This is a genomic window from Dyadobacter sp. HNCC25DJ186 (assembly GCF_056895235.1).
In genome coordinates this window covers 203,713-218,813 of the sequence record NZ_JBXHAS010000010.1, presented here as the reverse complement: position 1 = coordinate 218,813, position 15,101 = coordinate 203,713, and the positions used below count along the sequence as shown (strand labels likewise).

The window sequence follows — 15,101 nt, the reverse complement described above, 5'->3', positions numbered from 1 at the left end:
GTGATTTAAGAAAAAAAGCACGTAATTTGCGCAAGATTTTCAAAAGATATGCCACAAGCCAGCAAACCAAATTTTGAAGCCGCCAAGAAAATTCTGACGGCTTACCTCGAAAATAAAGGACTTCGCAAAACCCCTGAAAGGTTTGCGATATTGGAAGAAATCTATACTCGTGAAGATCACTTCGATGTGGATGAACTCTACATCAGCATGAAAAACAAACGTTATCGTGTAAGTCGTGCCACGGTGTATAATACCTTAGACGTACTTGTAGATTGTGATTTGGTGACCAAACATCAGTTTGGAAAAAACCTTGCACAGTTTGAAAAATCGTACGGGAACAAGCAGCATGATCACTTAATTTGTACGGATTGTCATAAAGTAATGGAGTTTTGCGATCCCCGGATCCAGTCTATCCAGAACATGGTGGGCGAAATGCTTAACTTCAGTGTGATGCATCATTCCCTGATATTTTACGGCAATTGCACAAAAGAAAATTGCCAGAACCGGAATGAAATTTCGGAGGAAGTATCAGAAGGGCATGAAATAAGAGAGTAAGTTTCGATGAGGCGTAACAGACATGTAGTGGTTTGTTACGCCTTGTCATTTTTAGCAAATATTAGTTTTTAATAACCATTTATTGGATGAAAGTTGACGTATTGCTTGGTCTCCAGTGGGGAGATGAGGGTAAGGGTAAAATCGTGGACGTATTAGCGCCACGCTATCAGGTAGTAGCAAGATTCCAGGGCGGTCCTAATGCAGGACATACTTTGGAATTTGATGGTATTAAGCATGTTTTGCACCAGATTCCATCCGGTATTTTCCGTAGCGAAATCCAGAACATTATCGGAAACGGTGTGGTTTTAGACGCCATCGTTTTTAAAAGAGAGATTGAAAATCTTGCCAAGTACAATCTTGATCTCGCTGGAAATTTATTTATCTCTAAAAAAGCATCGTTGATTTTGCCAACCCATGCTTTACTTGATGCTGCTTACGAACGCTCAAAAGGTGACTCGAAAATTGGTTCTACGCTTCGTGGAATCGGACCAGCTTATCAGGATAAAGTAGCCCGTCTGGGTCTGCGTGTTGGGGATGTTTTATCGCCGAATTTTGCTGATAAGTATAAGAAACTTGTTGATGCACATAAGGTTATCCTTGATTTCTATTCCTTTGATTATGCTTCGATACTTCCTCAGTCAGAAGAAAATTTCTTTGGTGCTGTTGAATTTATGAAGCAATTCAAAATGGTTGATAGTGAATACGTTATCAACGATGCGATTGCAGAAGGTAAAACAGTTTTGGCAGAAGGAGCGCAAGGTTCTTTGCTTGATATCGACTTCGGTTCATATCCTTTTGTTACAAGCTCTACAACAATGGCTGCTGGTGCCTGTACCGGTCTTGGTATTTCTCCAAGTGCTGTTGGTGAAGTATTTGGTATATTCAAAGCTTATTGCACACGTGTAGGAAGCGGCCCTTTCCCAACAGAATTACTTGAAGAAACGGGTGAGAAAATGAGACAGGAAGGACGTGAATTCGGAGCGACAACAGGGCGTCCGCGCCGTTGTGGATGGTTGGATTTACCGGCTTTGAAATATGCGATCATGATCAATGGTGTTACGCAGCTGATCATGATGAAAGTTGACGTACTTACCGTTTTTGATAATATTCGTGTTTGTACACATTATCGTCTGCCGGACGGAACATTAACAGACGAGCTTCCTTATGACCTTTGTGATAATACCGCAGAACCGGTTTACAAAGATTTTGCAGGATGGCAGCAGTCTCTTGATGGTATTCGCGATTTCGACGCGATTCCTGAGCAATTACTGGCTTATGTGAAATTCCTTGAAGCAGAACTTCAATTGCCAATTACTTTTATTTCAACAGGGCCAGATCGCGAGGCTTTGATCACGCGTGAAACTACTGCGCTTTTGAACTAGGAAAAATAAATACATTAATAATTAAAAAGGGTCTGAAACACTATGTTTCAGACCCTTTTTAATTATTTCGTTAACAAATTATTCAAGAAGCGACATCACATCTTCTCTTGACAATGATTTTATAAAACCGTCCTCATTGGAGATCAGATCATCAGCCAACTGTTTCTTCGTTCGTTGTAAAGCCAGTATTTTCTCTTCAACCGTATTTTTTGTGATAAATTTATAAGTAAATACCGTCCTGTCCTGACCAATTCTATGTGCTCTGTCTACGGCCTGGGCCTCAATCGCAGGATTCCACCATGGATCCAGAATGAATACATAATCTGCCGCGGTCAGGTTCAGGCCAAGTCCTCCTGCTTTCAGAGAAATCAGGAATATTTTGATATGCTCATTATTCTGAAAATTTTCAACTTCAGTCTGGCGATCTTTGGTCGATCCGTCCAGATAAGCGTAAGTAATGTTGCCTTTATCAAGATATGCCCGGAATAAATCCAGGTGTTTAATGTATTGACTAAAAATCAGAATCTTGTGGTTTTCACTGATGGCTGTTTCCATTTTATGCAGGACATCCTCAAATTTTCCAGATCCGTCAGCATATCCCGGATCTACCATTTTAGGGTGATTTGCTAATTGGCGCAGTTTTGTCAGGCCTTGTAGAACAACGAGTTGAGATCTATTGATTCCATCAGAATCTATACTTCGTAAAATTAAATTACGGTAATAGGCTTTTGCTTCTTCATAAGCTTTTTCCTGCGCCTCCGACATTTCACAATATTGAATACTCTCTACTTTCTCCGGGAGATCCGTTGCAACCTGTGATTTATGCCTTCGTAAAATGAATGGTTTTATCAGATTATATAACCGTTTAGATTTCTCCTCATCATTTTTCTTTTCAATCGGAATTTGAAATTCGTCCCTGAAAAAGGTCTGACTGCCCAAAAGTCCGGGGTTTACGAATGACATTTGTGACCACAAATCAAGCGTGCTGTTTTCAATCGGCGTTCCGGTAAGAATGAGTCTGTGGGCTGAATTTAATTTCCGTACCGCTTTGGTAATAATTGACCCAGGATTTTTAATTGCCTGCGATTCGTCCAGAATCACATAATTGAACCTAAACGACTGTATAAAGTCTATATCCAGCCTGACAATTCCATACGAAGTAAGAATTAGATCAAAGCCTTCAAATTGTCCCGTATTTTTCTCGCGGTAAGTTCCTGTGTGGAACATCACTTTCAGTTTTGGCGTAAAACGTTTTGCTTCCAACGCCCAATTGTAAAGCAGGGAGGTTGGCATAATCAGCAAGGACGGTTCGTTAATGCCAGCCTCTTTCTGTGATTGTAACAGCGCCAGTGTCTGTACCGTTTTACCAAGGCCCATATCATCTGCCAGACAGCCGCCAAAACGATATTGATTTAGAAATTGCAGCCAATCATAACCCGCTTTTTGGTAAGGACGAAGTATTCCCTTAAAATCTTTGGGAGCGTCTGTTGGGTCAATTTGGTTAAAATCTCTCAGTCTTTCCAATTTTCGACTGATAACTGCCGTTGCCAGATTTTCTTCATTCAATTCCTGAACAAGCGCCAGATGATGCATCCGCAAGCGAATTTTGTTACTGTCGTGATCATGTTCTGAAAAGGCAAAGAGTTCGGAATATTTAGTAAACCACCACTCAGGTATCACCGCGATCTCTCCATTGGGAAGCGTGAACTCTTTTTTCTGATTGAGAATATAATTTCGTAGCTGAATAAAAGGAATTTCATATTCACCGAACTGGACGCGTGCGTTGATGTCAAACCAGTCACGCCCTTCTTCGATCGAAACGTCCAAAGAAGAATAACCCAGAAAATATCTTTTGGTATCTGCGTTATTTTGGCGGAGTGAAAATCCATTTTCTGCCAGCGTTTTTGCATGACTTTGCAGCCATCCAAACGCTTCTGACTTCGGAAGTAAAAGCTGCCCTGTTTTAATAGCCAATCCCCAATCTTTCAGTTGATTTAAGTTATGACGTTCAGTCACACTATCTCGTTTCACCTTATAAAAAGTATAATCCTCACCACGTTTATCCATAAATACGCTGGAATGAGTTGCGAAACTATCGAAGGGGAAAGTATAATTTCCATATTGAAAGGCCATTCCAAACGACACTTCCCCGTCTTCATATTCCGTAACCGGAATATCTTCACTATCAGCTTCCGCGAACAGAAGGGCAGGGGCAGACTTACTTTTTATAGCAACATCCGTTATCGTCAAAACTGGTTTTGGGGGCGTTGAAATATTTCGGATATCGAATCCTCGTGATACAACGTCGTATGATGCAATAAGCGGAGCGACAAAACGTTCGTAATAGGTTTCCTCAACTTTACGCGGTATAGCGATAAACTTTTTAGCTAAAAAAGGCTTGATTTTTTTGCCGTCAACATTGCCTTCAAAATGATATAAGTGGCCGTCAACAACAAGCCAGGCAGGTTCTTCGCAAAGTATTATTGCATTTTTATATTGAAAATCAAGCTTCTGTCCCTGATGTCTGATCGCTGGAAAATAATGCGTATTATCTTCATTCCGCATAAAATGAAAGCGAATCGTAGCCTTCTCGTCTTCCCACTTAATCGGCTTCCAAAGAGGATTTCCGTCACTTCCCATGATGAAAAGATCTTTCCCCGCAAGTTTGGCGAGGATTCTGGCCTTGCTGTTTTCGAGGTACGCATTTATCGCTTCCTGAATGACTTTATCACCTTTTTGCGCGTCATATATTTTCAGGAAAAAATCAACCGGAGAAAGTCTTTTAGGATTGAATTTTTTTAAAATTGTGTCTTGCTGAATGTCGTCGATCAGACTTACCAGCTCAAAATCTGTTTTGTCAAGCCCTGAACTGAACTCTTCTATATTCTTGGAAGAAATATTTTGTATCTGGAATGAAAAATCACCCTGGGCATTTAGCTGTACTACAAAGGACTCAAAGATATAGCCCAGATATTCATGATCCAGAACAGAATATATTATTTTAAAAGGTTCAGAGGTAGATACTTTCATAACTTTCAGTTCACAAAACGATGACGCAGCGTTCGAAAGCTATCCAATCGTGAGATAGTCCGCTTCGTTGGAATTTGAAAAATATCAAATATAGGATAAAGAGGGGCAAAAAAAAAGACTTCCTTTTGGGAAGTCTTTTCTAAGTGATGTACCGGGGACGGGAATCGAACCCGTACGAGCCTTACAGCTCACAGGATTTTAAGTCCTGCGTGTCTACCAGTTCCACCACCCTGGCATTAACCCACCTTCAAACAAGTTTGTCGGTTTTTATGAGAAAAAGCACCGTTTCCGGTGCTTGATATCTCTGAGCAGAAGACGAGGTTCGAACTCGCGACCTCAACCTTGGCAAGGTTGCGCTCTACCAGCTGAGCTACTTCTGCGTTTTCTGGTGTCGTTATTTGATTAACGTGGTGCAAAGGTAGTCATCGGGGGTATTCGACGCAAGTGTTGAGAGAAAATATTTTTCAAAAAATAATGATGTTTTTATTAATAAATTGTAAATCATAATAGTTACCTCAAAAAATAAATTCAAATTATTTTCAGTCGTCACTTTCATTAAGCGTTTGAATGGGTGAAAAATTACTTTTATAGCATTTTTCGGTATAACTATTGAAATGGAAGTACGCCAAATATTTTCAATCAACATTCGTGATGATTGAAAATATTGGGAATAGAAAGCTCTGATTTTGATTTCCGTTTTTCAGGTTAATCCAATACTTAAATTATACTACGAACCGTTTGTCCAAATTCAATCCTGCACTTCAATTTTTGATTACCTTTGTATAGTCTGGAAAATAATGACCAATGTTTCCCGCCCAGGTAATTTGGATTGACGTCCGTATTCCTGCTATATCGAATTCAATTAAAAATCAATTTTCATGTTTTCTAGCGAAGTTCTGTTTTTTGGAGGTTTTCTTGTTGTGATAAGCATTATGCTCCTTTTGGATCTGGGAGTCTTCAACCGAAAAGATCACATTGTTAAATTTGGTGAAGCAGCTGCCTGGACGGTAGCTTGGATCGCATTGGCACTGGTCTTCTATCTGATTATCAATACGCATGGAGATCTTGTGCACGGCGTACAGAATTATGAGCAGCTGGAAACCATAAGATCAAAATATGCACCTCACCTCACGCTGATCCCCGGCGACTTTGAAGGCAGTCTGGAAATATACCGGAGAAATATGTCTCTTGAATTTATCACGGGATATTTGCTTGAATACGCACTTTCAGTTGACAATATATTTGTCATTATTTTAATATTCGCTTCTTTCGGAGTAAGGGCTAAATACTATAAAAAGGTGCTTTTCTGGGGGGTATTGGGGGCAATTCTGATGCGCTTCGTGTTTATATTCGTGGGTTCAGCGCTTATCCAGCGTTTTGAATGGATTATTTATCTTTTTGGTATTTTGCTTGTATATCAAGGAGGGAAAATATTTTTTCAAGGTAACGAAGACGAGAAAATCGATCCTGCAAAACATCCGGTTGTAAAGTTCGCGGCTAAGTATCTGCCTGTTTTTCCTCGTTATGTATACGAGCATTTCTTTGTTAAGAAAAATGGAAAATGGTTAGTAACACCGCTTTTCGTCGTTGTCCTGATTGTTGAGTTTACCGATTTGATTTTTGCAGTTGACTCGGTTCCGGCTGTATTTTCTGTGACAAAAGATCCTTACGTTGTATTCTTTTCAAACATTTTTGCCATCATGGGACTGCGTTCCATGTTCTTCTTCCTGAGTAACATTATGGGGTTATTCCGTTTCCTGAAATATGGACTGGGTGTCCTGCTGGTATTTATTGGAGGCAAAATGCTTGCTCACAAACCTCTTGAAGAAATGGGTTTTGAAACTGTTTACTCGCTCTATATTATTTTAGGCATCCTTGCAGTGAGTATCCTTGCTTCAGTTATTTTCCCTGAAAAGAAGAAAGAAATTGTATCCAATAGTTAAACGGAAAGGTTCGTTTAGGACGATATGAATCGAATCCTTAAAGCTTATTTAAAACGTCTTACCAACCTCAGTACGCGCAATAAGTCGTTATTGTTAACAACATTGCCTGCTGAACAGTTTTTGGATTTAAACGAAACCGATTTCCTTCTGGGGAAATCTTCATTCGAATTAACTCAGAACATCATACAAAAAAAGGCTCGGATTACTCTTTGCGATATACAGGATCCGCGTTTTGAAAAAGTAAATGAAGTCAGTAAAAGGCTGAGGAAAATAGCCCGGACTGAACATTTTATTGAAGAAGAACGCGGTTCCAGAGATCTGTATGTGGGTTATCCTTTCGTCCGGGGAAAACTTTCTGACGGAACGCTAATTCATGCGCCGCTTTTATTTTTTCCGGTAACCCTTCGTATCGACCGCGAACAATGGTGTTTATTTGAAAGAGATGATATAGGTATTACCCTGAACAGAAGTTTTGCGCTGGCGTACGCGCATTTTAATGAGGCAGATATTTCAGATGAAATTCTCGAAAAGTCTTTTGAAGATTTTTCCAGGGATATGCTTGAATTCCGGACGCAATTGTATGCGTGGCTCAAAGAAACGCCTTTTAAAATAAACTTCAACCAGCAGCTTTTCGAAGCGAAACTTCAACCTTTTGATATCCAGAAGAGCTCCGATTTGCAATTGCTGGAAAAAAATGGAGAATTGAAACTCTTTCCTGAGGCAGTATTAGGAATTTTTCCTCAGGCGGGGTCTTATCTGGTTCCTGACTACAATGCTCTTTTGGAGATGTCCGAAGATGACAGTTTTCGAATGTTGCTTTTAGAAAACGAGGCTGATGAAAATCGTAAACCGGAAGAGTCAGAAATGATTATAAAGGATTCTCAACCTTTAATAAAGGAAGAACAGATTCTCACACCTTTTGCAATTGATGAATCACAGGAAGCGATAATCCGGTCAGTTAAGGCCGGTCAATCTGTTGTAGTTCAGGGGCCTCCAGGAAGCGGAAAGTCTCAGTTGATCTGCAATTTAATGGCTGACTTTGCCTCACAGGGAAAACGGGTTTTATTGGTTTGCCAAAAAAGAGCTGCACTGGATGTGGTCTACCAGCGTTTAAAAACGGTTGGTATGGACCCTTTTGTTGGATTAATTCATGATTTTAAAAATGACAGAGCTGAATTATACCGGCAATTTGCAACACAGATTGAACAGGTAGAATCTTATCGTCAACAGAATTATAGTCTGGATGCTGTTTTTTTAGAGCGACAATTTACCCAGGAAAGCAGGCAGATCGACAGAACGGTCAATGAGCTCGATAATTTCCGGGAGGCACTTTTTGATGAAAAAGAATCAGGTATTTCTGTCAAAGAATTATATCTGACCAGCGATCCCAAATCGGAATATGTGGATTTGAAAGATGATTATCGACATTTCAGGCTTGATCAGTGGGATGATTTTAAGCGGCGTTTCAAAATATATTCGAATTACAGTTTACGTTTCAACAAACAGCACGACTGGTATAACCGGAGAAGTTTTGCAAAGTTTGGATTAGGGGATCTGAGGACTATGGAACGCATGCTTTCTGATTGGCCAAGTGCTTTTCTTAAACAAAGCCGGCAGTTTGAAAGTATAACAGGCCGTCCGTTCTCAACCGATTACATACAATATCGAAGTGAAATTCTGGAAAGGCTGTCAGACATCACGGAACTTGTTCAACATCAGACAACCTACCTGCTTTTTAATAATTATTTATTTTCTGATAACAATAGTACGGAGCGACTGGCCTTCATACGGCAAACTGCCGACGCATTGGAAGGTTTTGCGGAAGATGGAATTGAAACCACACTAGGGCAACAGGAATTATCTATTTTTCGGGGACAATTGAGGAAAGCGATCGAAGCAAAACAATCTTCGGTATCGTCTGTGTGGTGGAGTTTGTTTGGCAACGAAAAAGCAATTGTCAGTGAAATCGCTCAAAAAAATAATCTGACCATATCTTCACAGGATTTGGAGGCGCTGGATCTGCGGGTCAGAAACCGTATGGAACTGGAAATCTGGTTGAAGAATCCATTGCTTAATTTTGATGAAAAATACCTGGAATTTAATACATCTTTCCAGACACAGCATTTTCAGTTTTTTCAAACCGCTGAAAGCGCCGCAGATGCAGTACAAAGGGCCGCAAAAAAGCCCTGGACTGAGGTTATCAAATATCTTGCGTCAAAGTCTACCGCAACTTTTGAATTTCAGCAACATATCGAAAAACTTTTGACCTGGTTAAAATCCTGGGATACCCTGGAATCGATGATACTTCCGTATCTTCTGCCAGAACAGATTGAAAAACTTTTCGAAGAGCCCGATCATTATAGTGCACAACTTCTGTCATCTTTAAGCAAAGATTTCGATTCATTGGCAGAAATGGACAAAATTTGGGTGGAAATGGATGATCCGGAACAAATCGCGTCGAGAAAGGTTCTTTCTAAAGGTGAAAAATTAAGTTATAACAATACCGATGATATTCTCAACCTTTTCGAAAATAGTATCACGCTTGCATGGATCGAACATATTGAAAATAAATATCCTGAACTACGCGCTGTAACTTCGTTAAAAATGGAGCAATGGGAAGAGCACTTACAGGGTAGTATTGGCCAGAAAGAAGATTTGAGCCGCGATATCACAACAATGAAGTTGCGGGAAACGACATATAAAAATGTTGAAAAAAACAGACTGGGCAACCGGGTTACTTATCGGGAACTGAATCATCAGGTTACAAAAAAACGTAAGATCTGGCCAATCAGGAAATTGCTTGAAAACTATTCGGATGACGTGTTCTCTTTGATTCCTTGCTGGATGGCCTCACCTGAAGCGGTATCTGCGATTTTCCCGATGGAAGCCGGTTTGTTTGATTTGGTGATATTTGATGAAGCTTCTCAGTGTTATGCTGAATATGGACTGCCGGCGGCTTATCGTGGAAAACAAGTTGTTGTTGCTGGTGATAGCAAGCAATTGTCACCAAGCGATCTGTATAAGGTGCGGTATGAGGAAAAGGGAGAAGAAGATGAGATGACTGTCGCGCTCGAAGTCGCATCTTTGCTTGATTTGGCTGCACAAAGTCTTGACCAATATCAGCTCTCAGGTCATTACCGAAGTCTGTCCCTGGATTTGATTGACTTCTCAAACCATCATTTTTATAAAGATTCCTTACGTTTACTCCCGGATTTTAACCTGATTAATAGTCAGGAGCCTGGCATAAGTTATATTAAAACAGAAGGCGTCTGGAAACAAAACACGAACTTGATTGAAGCTGAAAAAGTAGTTGAGCTGATTTCAGAACTTGGAAAAGGTAGTAAGACGATCGGTGTCGTAACGTTTAATTTTTATCAACAGCAACTTATTCAGGAAACCCTGGAAGTTGCTAATGTTACTGCAGAGGGTCTTTTTGTGAAAAATATTGAAAATGTTCAGGGAGATGAGCGGGATATTATCATATTTTCAATGGGTTATGCTCCTGATGAAAAAGGAAAAGTCTCGGCTAATTTCGGAAGCTTGAACGTATCAGGAGGGGAGAACAGGCTTAATGTTGCTGTTACGCGGGCAAGGGAGAAGATATATTTTGTTACCAGTTTATGGCCGTCGCAATTACAAACTGACAATGCCGCAAATCCTGGTCCAAAACTTTTGAAAGCTTATCTTCAATATGCCCAGGAAGTTTCTGAAGGTAATTATATACCCAAACCGTTAAAAACAGATAAATTCAGATCAAACTGGTTATTGAAAGATCGGTTGGCAAGATTAAAACCTGAGTTCCAAAAAGAACTGCCCTTTTCAGATCTGACTATAAAAGAAGAAGGGGTATATAAAGGCCTGATCCTGACGGACGATGATTTGTATCACCGAAGTAAATCGTCAAAAGAACCACACGCTTATCTACCCCTTCTGTTACGACTGAAAAACTGGCCTGTCAGACGAATTTACAGCCGTGAATATTGGGCCGGATCGATGACCCTGGACTAAAGTTCTTTGATCCTGATATTTTTGAATGAAACTTTATTTCCGTGATCTTGCAAAGCAATTTTTCCTTTTTGAGAAACACCGAAACCGTCCCAGGTTTTAAATTTGCTGTTTGCCACCAATTTGTCCCATTCAGGACCCATTGTAGAAAACTCAACAAGTTTTTTGCCATTTAACCAGCTTTCTCCACGACCATTTTTGATAACAATTTTCGCCTTGTTCCATTCACCAGCAGGTTTTGTAGCCGTAAAGTCGCTCGGAGGAAGCATGTCATATAACGAAGCTGATTTGTGATTGCCATCTTTTCCCGCTTTCGCGTCCGGGTGTTTCACATCGTCCAGAATCTGGATTTCGGGACCAGTAGAGTACGGGCAGCAATATTTTTTATCCTCAATTACGTGATAAATTATACCGCTGTTACCGCCTTCGCTGATCTTCCATTCAAGTTCCAGTTCAAAATCTCCATATTCTTTATCCGTAACCAGGTCTTTTCCTCCCTTGTCGGCCAGAACAATAGCACCATCTTCGACTTTCCATTGAGGTAAAACCGAAGATTCTTGCCAGCTATGCCATCCCGCTGTTGTTTTACCATCAAATAATTTTACCCATTTTCCTTTCGTCTGAGCTTGTGATTCATTTCCGATAAAGGCTAATGAGAATAAGGCGATCAAGGCTGTTTTGCCAAATCCCTGCCATTTTGTCAAATTCATATTCAATATTTTTAAAAGTTTTGGAACACAATATTAAGTACTTTTGGACTTGGAACTACTTAAAATCGTATTAAAGTTTAACGCGTTCTGAGTGTCAATTATTTATAAAATTGAAAACAAATAAATTATGGCTTCCATATTTTCAAAGATAGTCAGTGGTGAAATACCTTCTCACAAGATCGCGGAAAATGACGAGTTTCTGGCATTTTTGGATGCTTTCCCTATCGCTAAGGGACATACGTTGGTCATTCCAAAACAGGAAGTTGATTATATTTTTGATCTGGATGATGACGTATACTCGCGACTTTTCTTGTTTGCAAAGACTATCGTGCCGGCATTGGAGAAGACTGTACCTTGTGTAAGAATAGGTGTTAGTGTGATTGGTCTGGAAGTGCCACATGCTCATATTCACCTTCTTCCATTAAACTCAATGAAAGATGCAGATTTTAGTAAGAAAATTAAAATAACGCAGGAAGAATTGGCTGATTTGGCGGTGGCGATTCGGGGTAATTTGTAAAAAACAAATGACCATCAAAATATTATTTGTTGGTCATTTGTTTTACAAGGGCTTTTACTTACTCAATAATCCTTCTTTTCTTAGACCAAGCGTAAATCCGTAGGTATTATCATATAACTTACCTAAGTCCGCAGCAACCGATCCCTTTAAGATGGTTCCTCCAAAAACGTTAATCTTACCCTGCATTGTTAATAGGCCAGAAAATTGGGTCGGGGAGCCATTGAAAGGCTCATCATAAGTTCCTGAATTACTAGAATAGGATAACTTCGTGGTCCAGGTTATTTTCTGCATCAAGGTCCCTCTTAGTCCCAGGTGAAGGACGCTAACGCGATTATTACTGGTAAAACTATCTGCATAATTTGGCCACTTCGCTCTTGTATCCGATGTTGGCGTGATAAATGGTGTACCGATAGTTCTGTCGTAATAAGACCAGCCGTCCCGGACCTGGGCATTGTTGAAGTAATTATCTTTACCTAATTTTTGCCTTATTCCATTAATATCATTTATTGATCCACCTTGATTCTTAGTATTTAGAAATTCTAACACTAATTGTTTCACCTCGAATCTAGCTCCGTAGGAATTTTTGAAACTAATTTTTAGGCCGTTAAGTCCATCATTGATATTCCTAAGCCAGATGAGAGAACCATCTTCATATACACTCTGACGATAAATCATTATTGTAGAACTGTAAGTCTCTATTTCCAACGCTAAATCCACTGAGCCTAAATGATTACCAACTCTACCAGTTGAATCCTGCGCGGTAGGTGTATCAGTATGAGCTTTGCCCGTCACTACATTGATGTAATTTTTAAACCCTGTTGGCATCTGCCCATCTTTTACATAGTAAGGTGTTTTGCCACCCCATTGTACCTGATGATTAAATCCTCCATACAATTTAATACCTGATTTTACTTTTCCCAGACGGAAATATAGGCCTTTCTGATGAAGCTTAAGGTGGCTGGTTACCGGACGGTCATTTTCAAAAAGGCCATCGGAATAAAACCCATTAAAAGAAACCCATTCCTTTGTAAATGGGACATTAATAAACCCTAGTGTGCTAAGTTGAATTTTTGGAATTGGCATCGCGTTTCCGGACCAGGCATAAGATCCGGTTCCTAGAGTGGAATCGGCCAGTCCAACCCATTGTTTTTTTCGTCCGACAGAGAATTCCCAATTTTTAAATCGAATTGCACCGTAAGCTTGTGGAAGGAGAAATTTGTTTTCTTGCTTAGTAATATTGCCTACCGCCTCAACACCAAATCCGATTCTCCATTTGTTGGTTTCGTCGTTTGAAAGGCTACGGAAATAATCAAAGCCGCCATGCAAACTTCCTGCAGGACTTGTAAGTGGTACAATACCAAACTGATTGGCTTGAATCCAAAAAGGTGTGCGTGACGTGGTACTACCAAATCCGATAAGTTCAACGAAAGAAGAAGTGGAATCTGTGAATTTATTTATAGCAGAAACTGATTGAGAATGGCTTCTGGAACAAATGGTAAAAATTAGAATGTGAATAAAAATTATCGATATTGATTTCATAAGCTAATTTCAAAGATTTTTATATAGTGTGTCATAATTAAGATTACCGGGAGGGTTGAATATAAAAACTTTATTTCCTAACGCTTTAAAACAATACCTTATATTATCAAAACAAACCACTTTTACGATAACCAATTAGTAAGCTTGATGAATTTGGATAAAGTTTGCCAATATCGGAATAAAAACCGGCAATGAGGCTCCCGTTTTTTAGAAATTTCATTTTTTTCTCGGCACTTAATTGAATTGAAATTTGCTGTTTTACAGTGTCAAATGGATTGATATATGTTCCGAAATTTCTGGAATAGGTACCTTTAAAAATAAACCGAGTATTCAACCAGCTTGCTGTGGCGCCTGAATGAAGAATCCAGCTTCTGTTGTTATTGGTAAATGTCGTTTTGTCACGAGGCAGGCTACCATCTGTTAAACTTTGACTTGGAATTAATGGTGTCCCAATCGACGCGCCATTATATGAGAAACCTCTGCTATAAATGTAGGAATTATAATAATCGCCCTTTTCAAAAATTGTAAGCCCGGATAAGGGTGAATTATTGGTTTGATTTTTGGTTCCAATTACTTCGAGCAAAAATGAATTGAGGGCAAAAATAGTACCATCATTTTTAATTGATTTAGTACGTTTAACACTAATCCCGTTCAGGCCGTCAACAAAATTGTTTGCTTTAAATAAGGAACCGGTGTCATAGATATTCTGTCTGTACAGAAAGTAATTCCAATTGCTGCCTTTCAATTCTAAAGCAAGGTCAATCGTTCCAAAATGTGTGCCTACTTTCCTATAGTCCAGCGATTTACCTGTAATGGCATACCAGTAGGCGTCGGAAGTATTTAGGTGATTCACGGGTGAAGTCTCATTTTCTCCTCCCCAAATTACCTGATGATTAATACCTGTGTATATTTTAAGTTGATTATTAGGGCGTCCAATACGGAAATAGATTGATTTTTCATGTAAATAAGTATGTGGTATATAGCTGGTACTTCCATAAGCAATTTGACTGCCTCCTAATCTGCCATCAGCATAGGAAGCTTTAATGGAAATTAATTCATCAGTAAAACCCAAAGGAAGGAAAACCGGGATTGATATTTTAAAGCCTGGTATAGGTCTGGCATTACCGGATAGTGCCAGTGATCCTGAGGAAAGAAGTGTATCTAATAAACCGGTGGTCGATTTTTTCTGGCCGGCAAGAAACTCTATTGGCCCAATTTTGCCTGCAATATATAAATCGGAAAAAAAATAATCTCCGGTTTTTCCTAATCCTGACTTCCCGTAGTTGGTGACTAATTCGGCTCCAGCAGACCATTGGAAAATTCTGGGATTGTTTGGATTATAAATTTTATATGCCCCCCATTGCCCACTTACGAAAGTCCCATTTAAGGGAATTGATCCATTTTGATTCGCGTGCATCCA

9 protein-coding genes and 2 tRNA genes are annotated in these 15,101 nt (G+C 39.6%); 5 read left to right on the top strand and 6 right to left on the bottom strand.

Annotated elements, in window-relative coordinates:
* Positions 1-48: 48 nt before the first annotated feature.
* Positions 49-555 (top strand): Fur family transcriptional regulator, encoded by a 507-nt coding sequence (locus AC1XUO_RS24285; RefSeq protein ID WP_235150579.1) that lies wholly within the window; start codon positions 49-51, stop codon positions 553-555.
* A gap of 86 nt (positions 556-641) precedes the next feature.
* On the top strand, positions 642-1,937 hold the full coding sequence (locus AC1XUO_RS24280) for an adenylosuccinate synthase (protein ID WP_483332429.1): 1,296 nt from the start codon (positions 642-644) through the stop codon (positions 1,935-1,937).
* Between the two features lie 78 nt (positions 1,938-2,015).
* Here AC1XUO_RS24280 and AC1XUO_RS24275 read toward each other — a convergent pair whose 3' ends face one another.
* The 3 genes from AC1XUO_RS24275 to AC1XUO_RS24265 all read right to left on the bottom strand — a co-directional run bounded on the left by AC1XUO_RS24275 (position 2,016) and on the right by AC1XUO_RS24265 (position 5,347).
* A complete protein-coding gene (locus AC1XUO_RS24275; protein WP_483332428.1) occupies positions 2,016-4,967 on the bottom strand; it encodes a DEAD/DEAH box helicase in 2,952 nt (983 codons plus the stop codon).
* Between the two features lie 149 nt (positions 4,968-5,116).
* Positions 5,117-5,202: transfer RNA gene (locus AC1XUO_RS24270), tRNA-Leu, on the bottom strand.
* A 72-nt stretch (positions 5,203-5,274) separates the two neighbouring features.
* A tRNA-Gly gene (locus AC1XUO_RS24265) sits at positions 5,275-5,347 on the bottom strand.
* A 498-nt stretch (positions 5,348-5,845) separates the two neighbouring features.
* Between AC1XUO_RS24265 and AC1XUO_RS24260 the strand changes: the two genes are divergently transcribed.
* Together AC1XUO_RS24260 and AC1XUO_RS24255 are read left to right on the top strand one after the other, a co-directional pair.
* Positions 5,846-6,910 (top strand): TerC/Alx family metal homeostasis membrane protein, encoded by a 1,065-nt coding sequence (locus tag AC1XUO_RS24260; protein WP_483332427.1) that lies wholly within the window; start codon positions 5,846-5,848, stop codon positions 6,908-6,910.
* A 24-nt stretch (positions 6,911-6,934) separates the two neighbouring features.
* The gene (locus tag AC1XUO_RS24255; RefSeq protein ID WP_483332426.1) at positions 6,935-10,918 is read left to right on the top strand and encodes a DEAD/DEAH box helicase; all 3,984 of its coding nucleotides are present in this window, start codon (positions 6,935-6,937) and stop codon (positions 10,916-10,918) included.
* On the opposite strand, the gene AC1XUO_RS24250 is transcribed toward AC1XUO_RS24255, so the two are convergent.
* Entirely contained in the window at positions 10,915-11,625 is a 711-nt protein-coding gene (locus AC1XUO_RS24250; RefSeq protein ID WP_483332425.1) for a 3-keto-disaccharide hydrolase, read from the bottom strand. The genes AC1XUO_RS24255 and AC1XUO_RS24250 overlap by 4 nt on opposite strands.
* 127 nt (positions 11,626-11,752) lie before the next feature.
* Here AC1XUO_RS24250 and AC1XUO_RS24245 point away from each other — a divergent pair, with 127 nt between their 5' ends.
* Complete coding sequence (locus AC1XUO_RS24245) at positions 11,753-12,142, top strand: HIT family protein (protein ID WP_483332424.1); 390 nt, start codon at positions 11,753-11,755, stop codon at positions 12,140-12,142.
* Positions 12,143-12,196: 54 nt separating this feature from the next.
* On the opposite strand, the gene AC1XUO_RS24240 is transcribed toward AC1XUO_RS24245, so the two are convergent.
* A complete protein-coding gene (locus AC1XUO_RS24240) occupies positions 12,197-13,681 on the bottom strand; it encodes a capsule assembly Wzi family protein (protein WP_483332423.1) in 1,485 nt (494 codons plus the stop codon).
* A 106-nt stretch (positions 13,682-13,787) separates the two neighbouring features.
* On the bottom strand, positions 13,788-15,098 hold the full coding sequence (locus AC1XUO_RS24235) for a capsule assembly Wzi family protein (protein ID WP_483332422.1): 1,311 nt from the start codon (positions 15,096-15,098) through the stop codon (positions 13,788-13,790).
* Positions 15,099-15,101 lie beyond the last annotated feature (3 nt).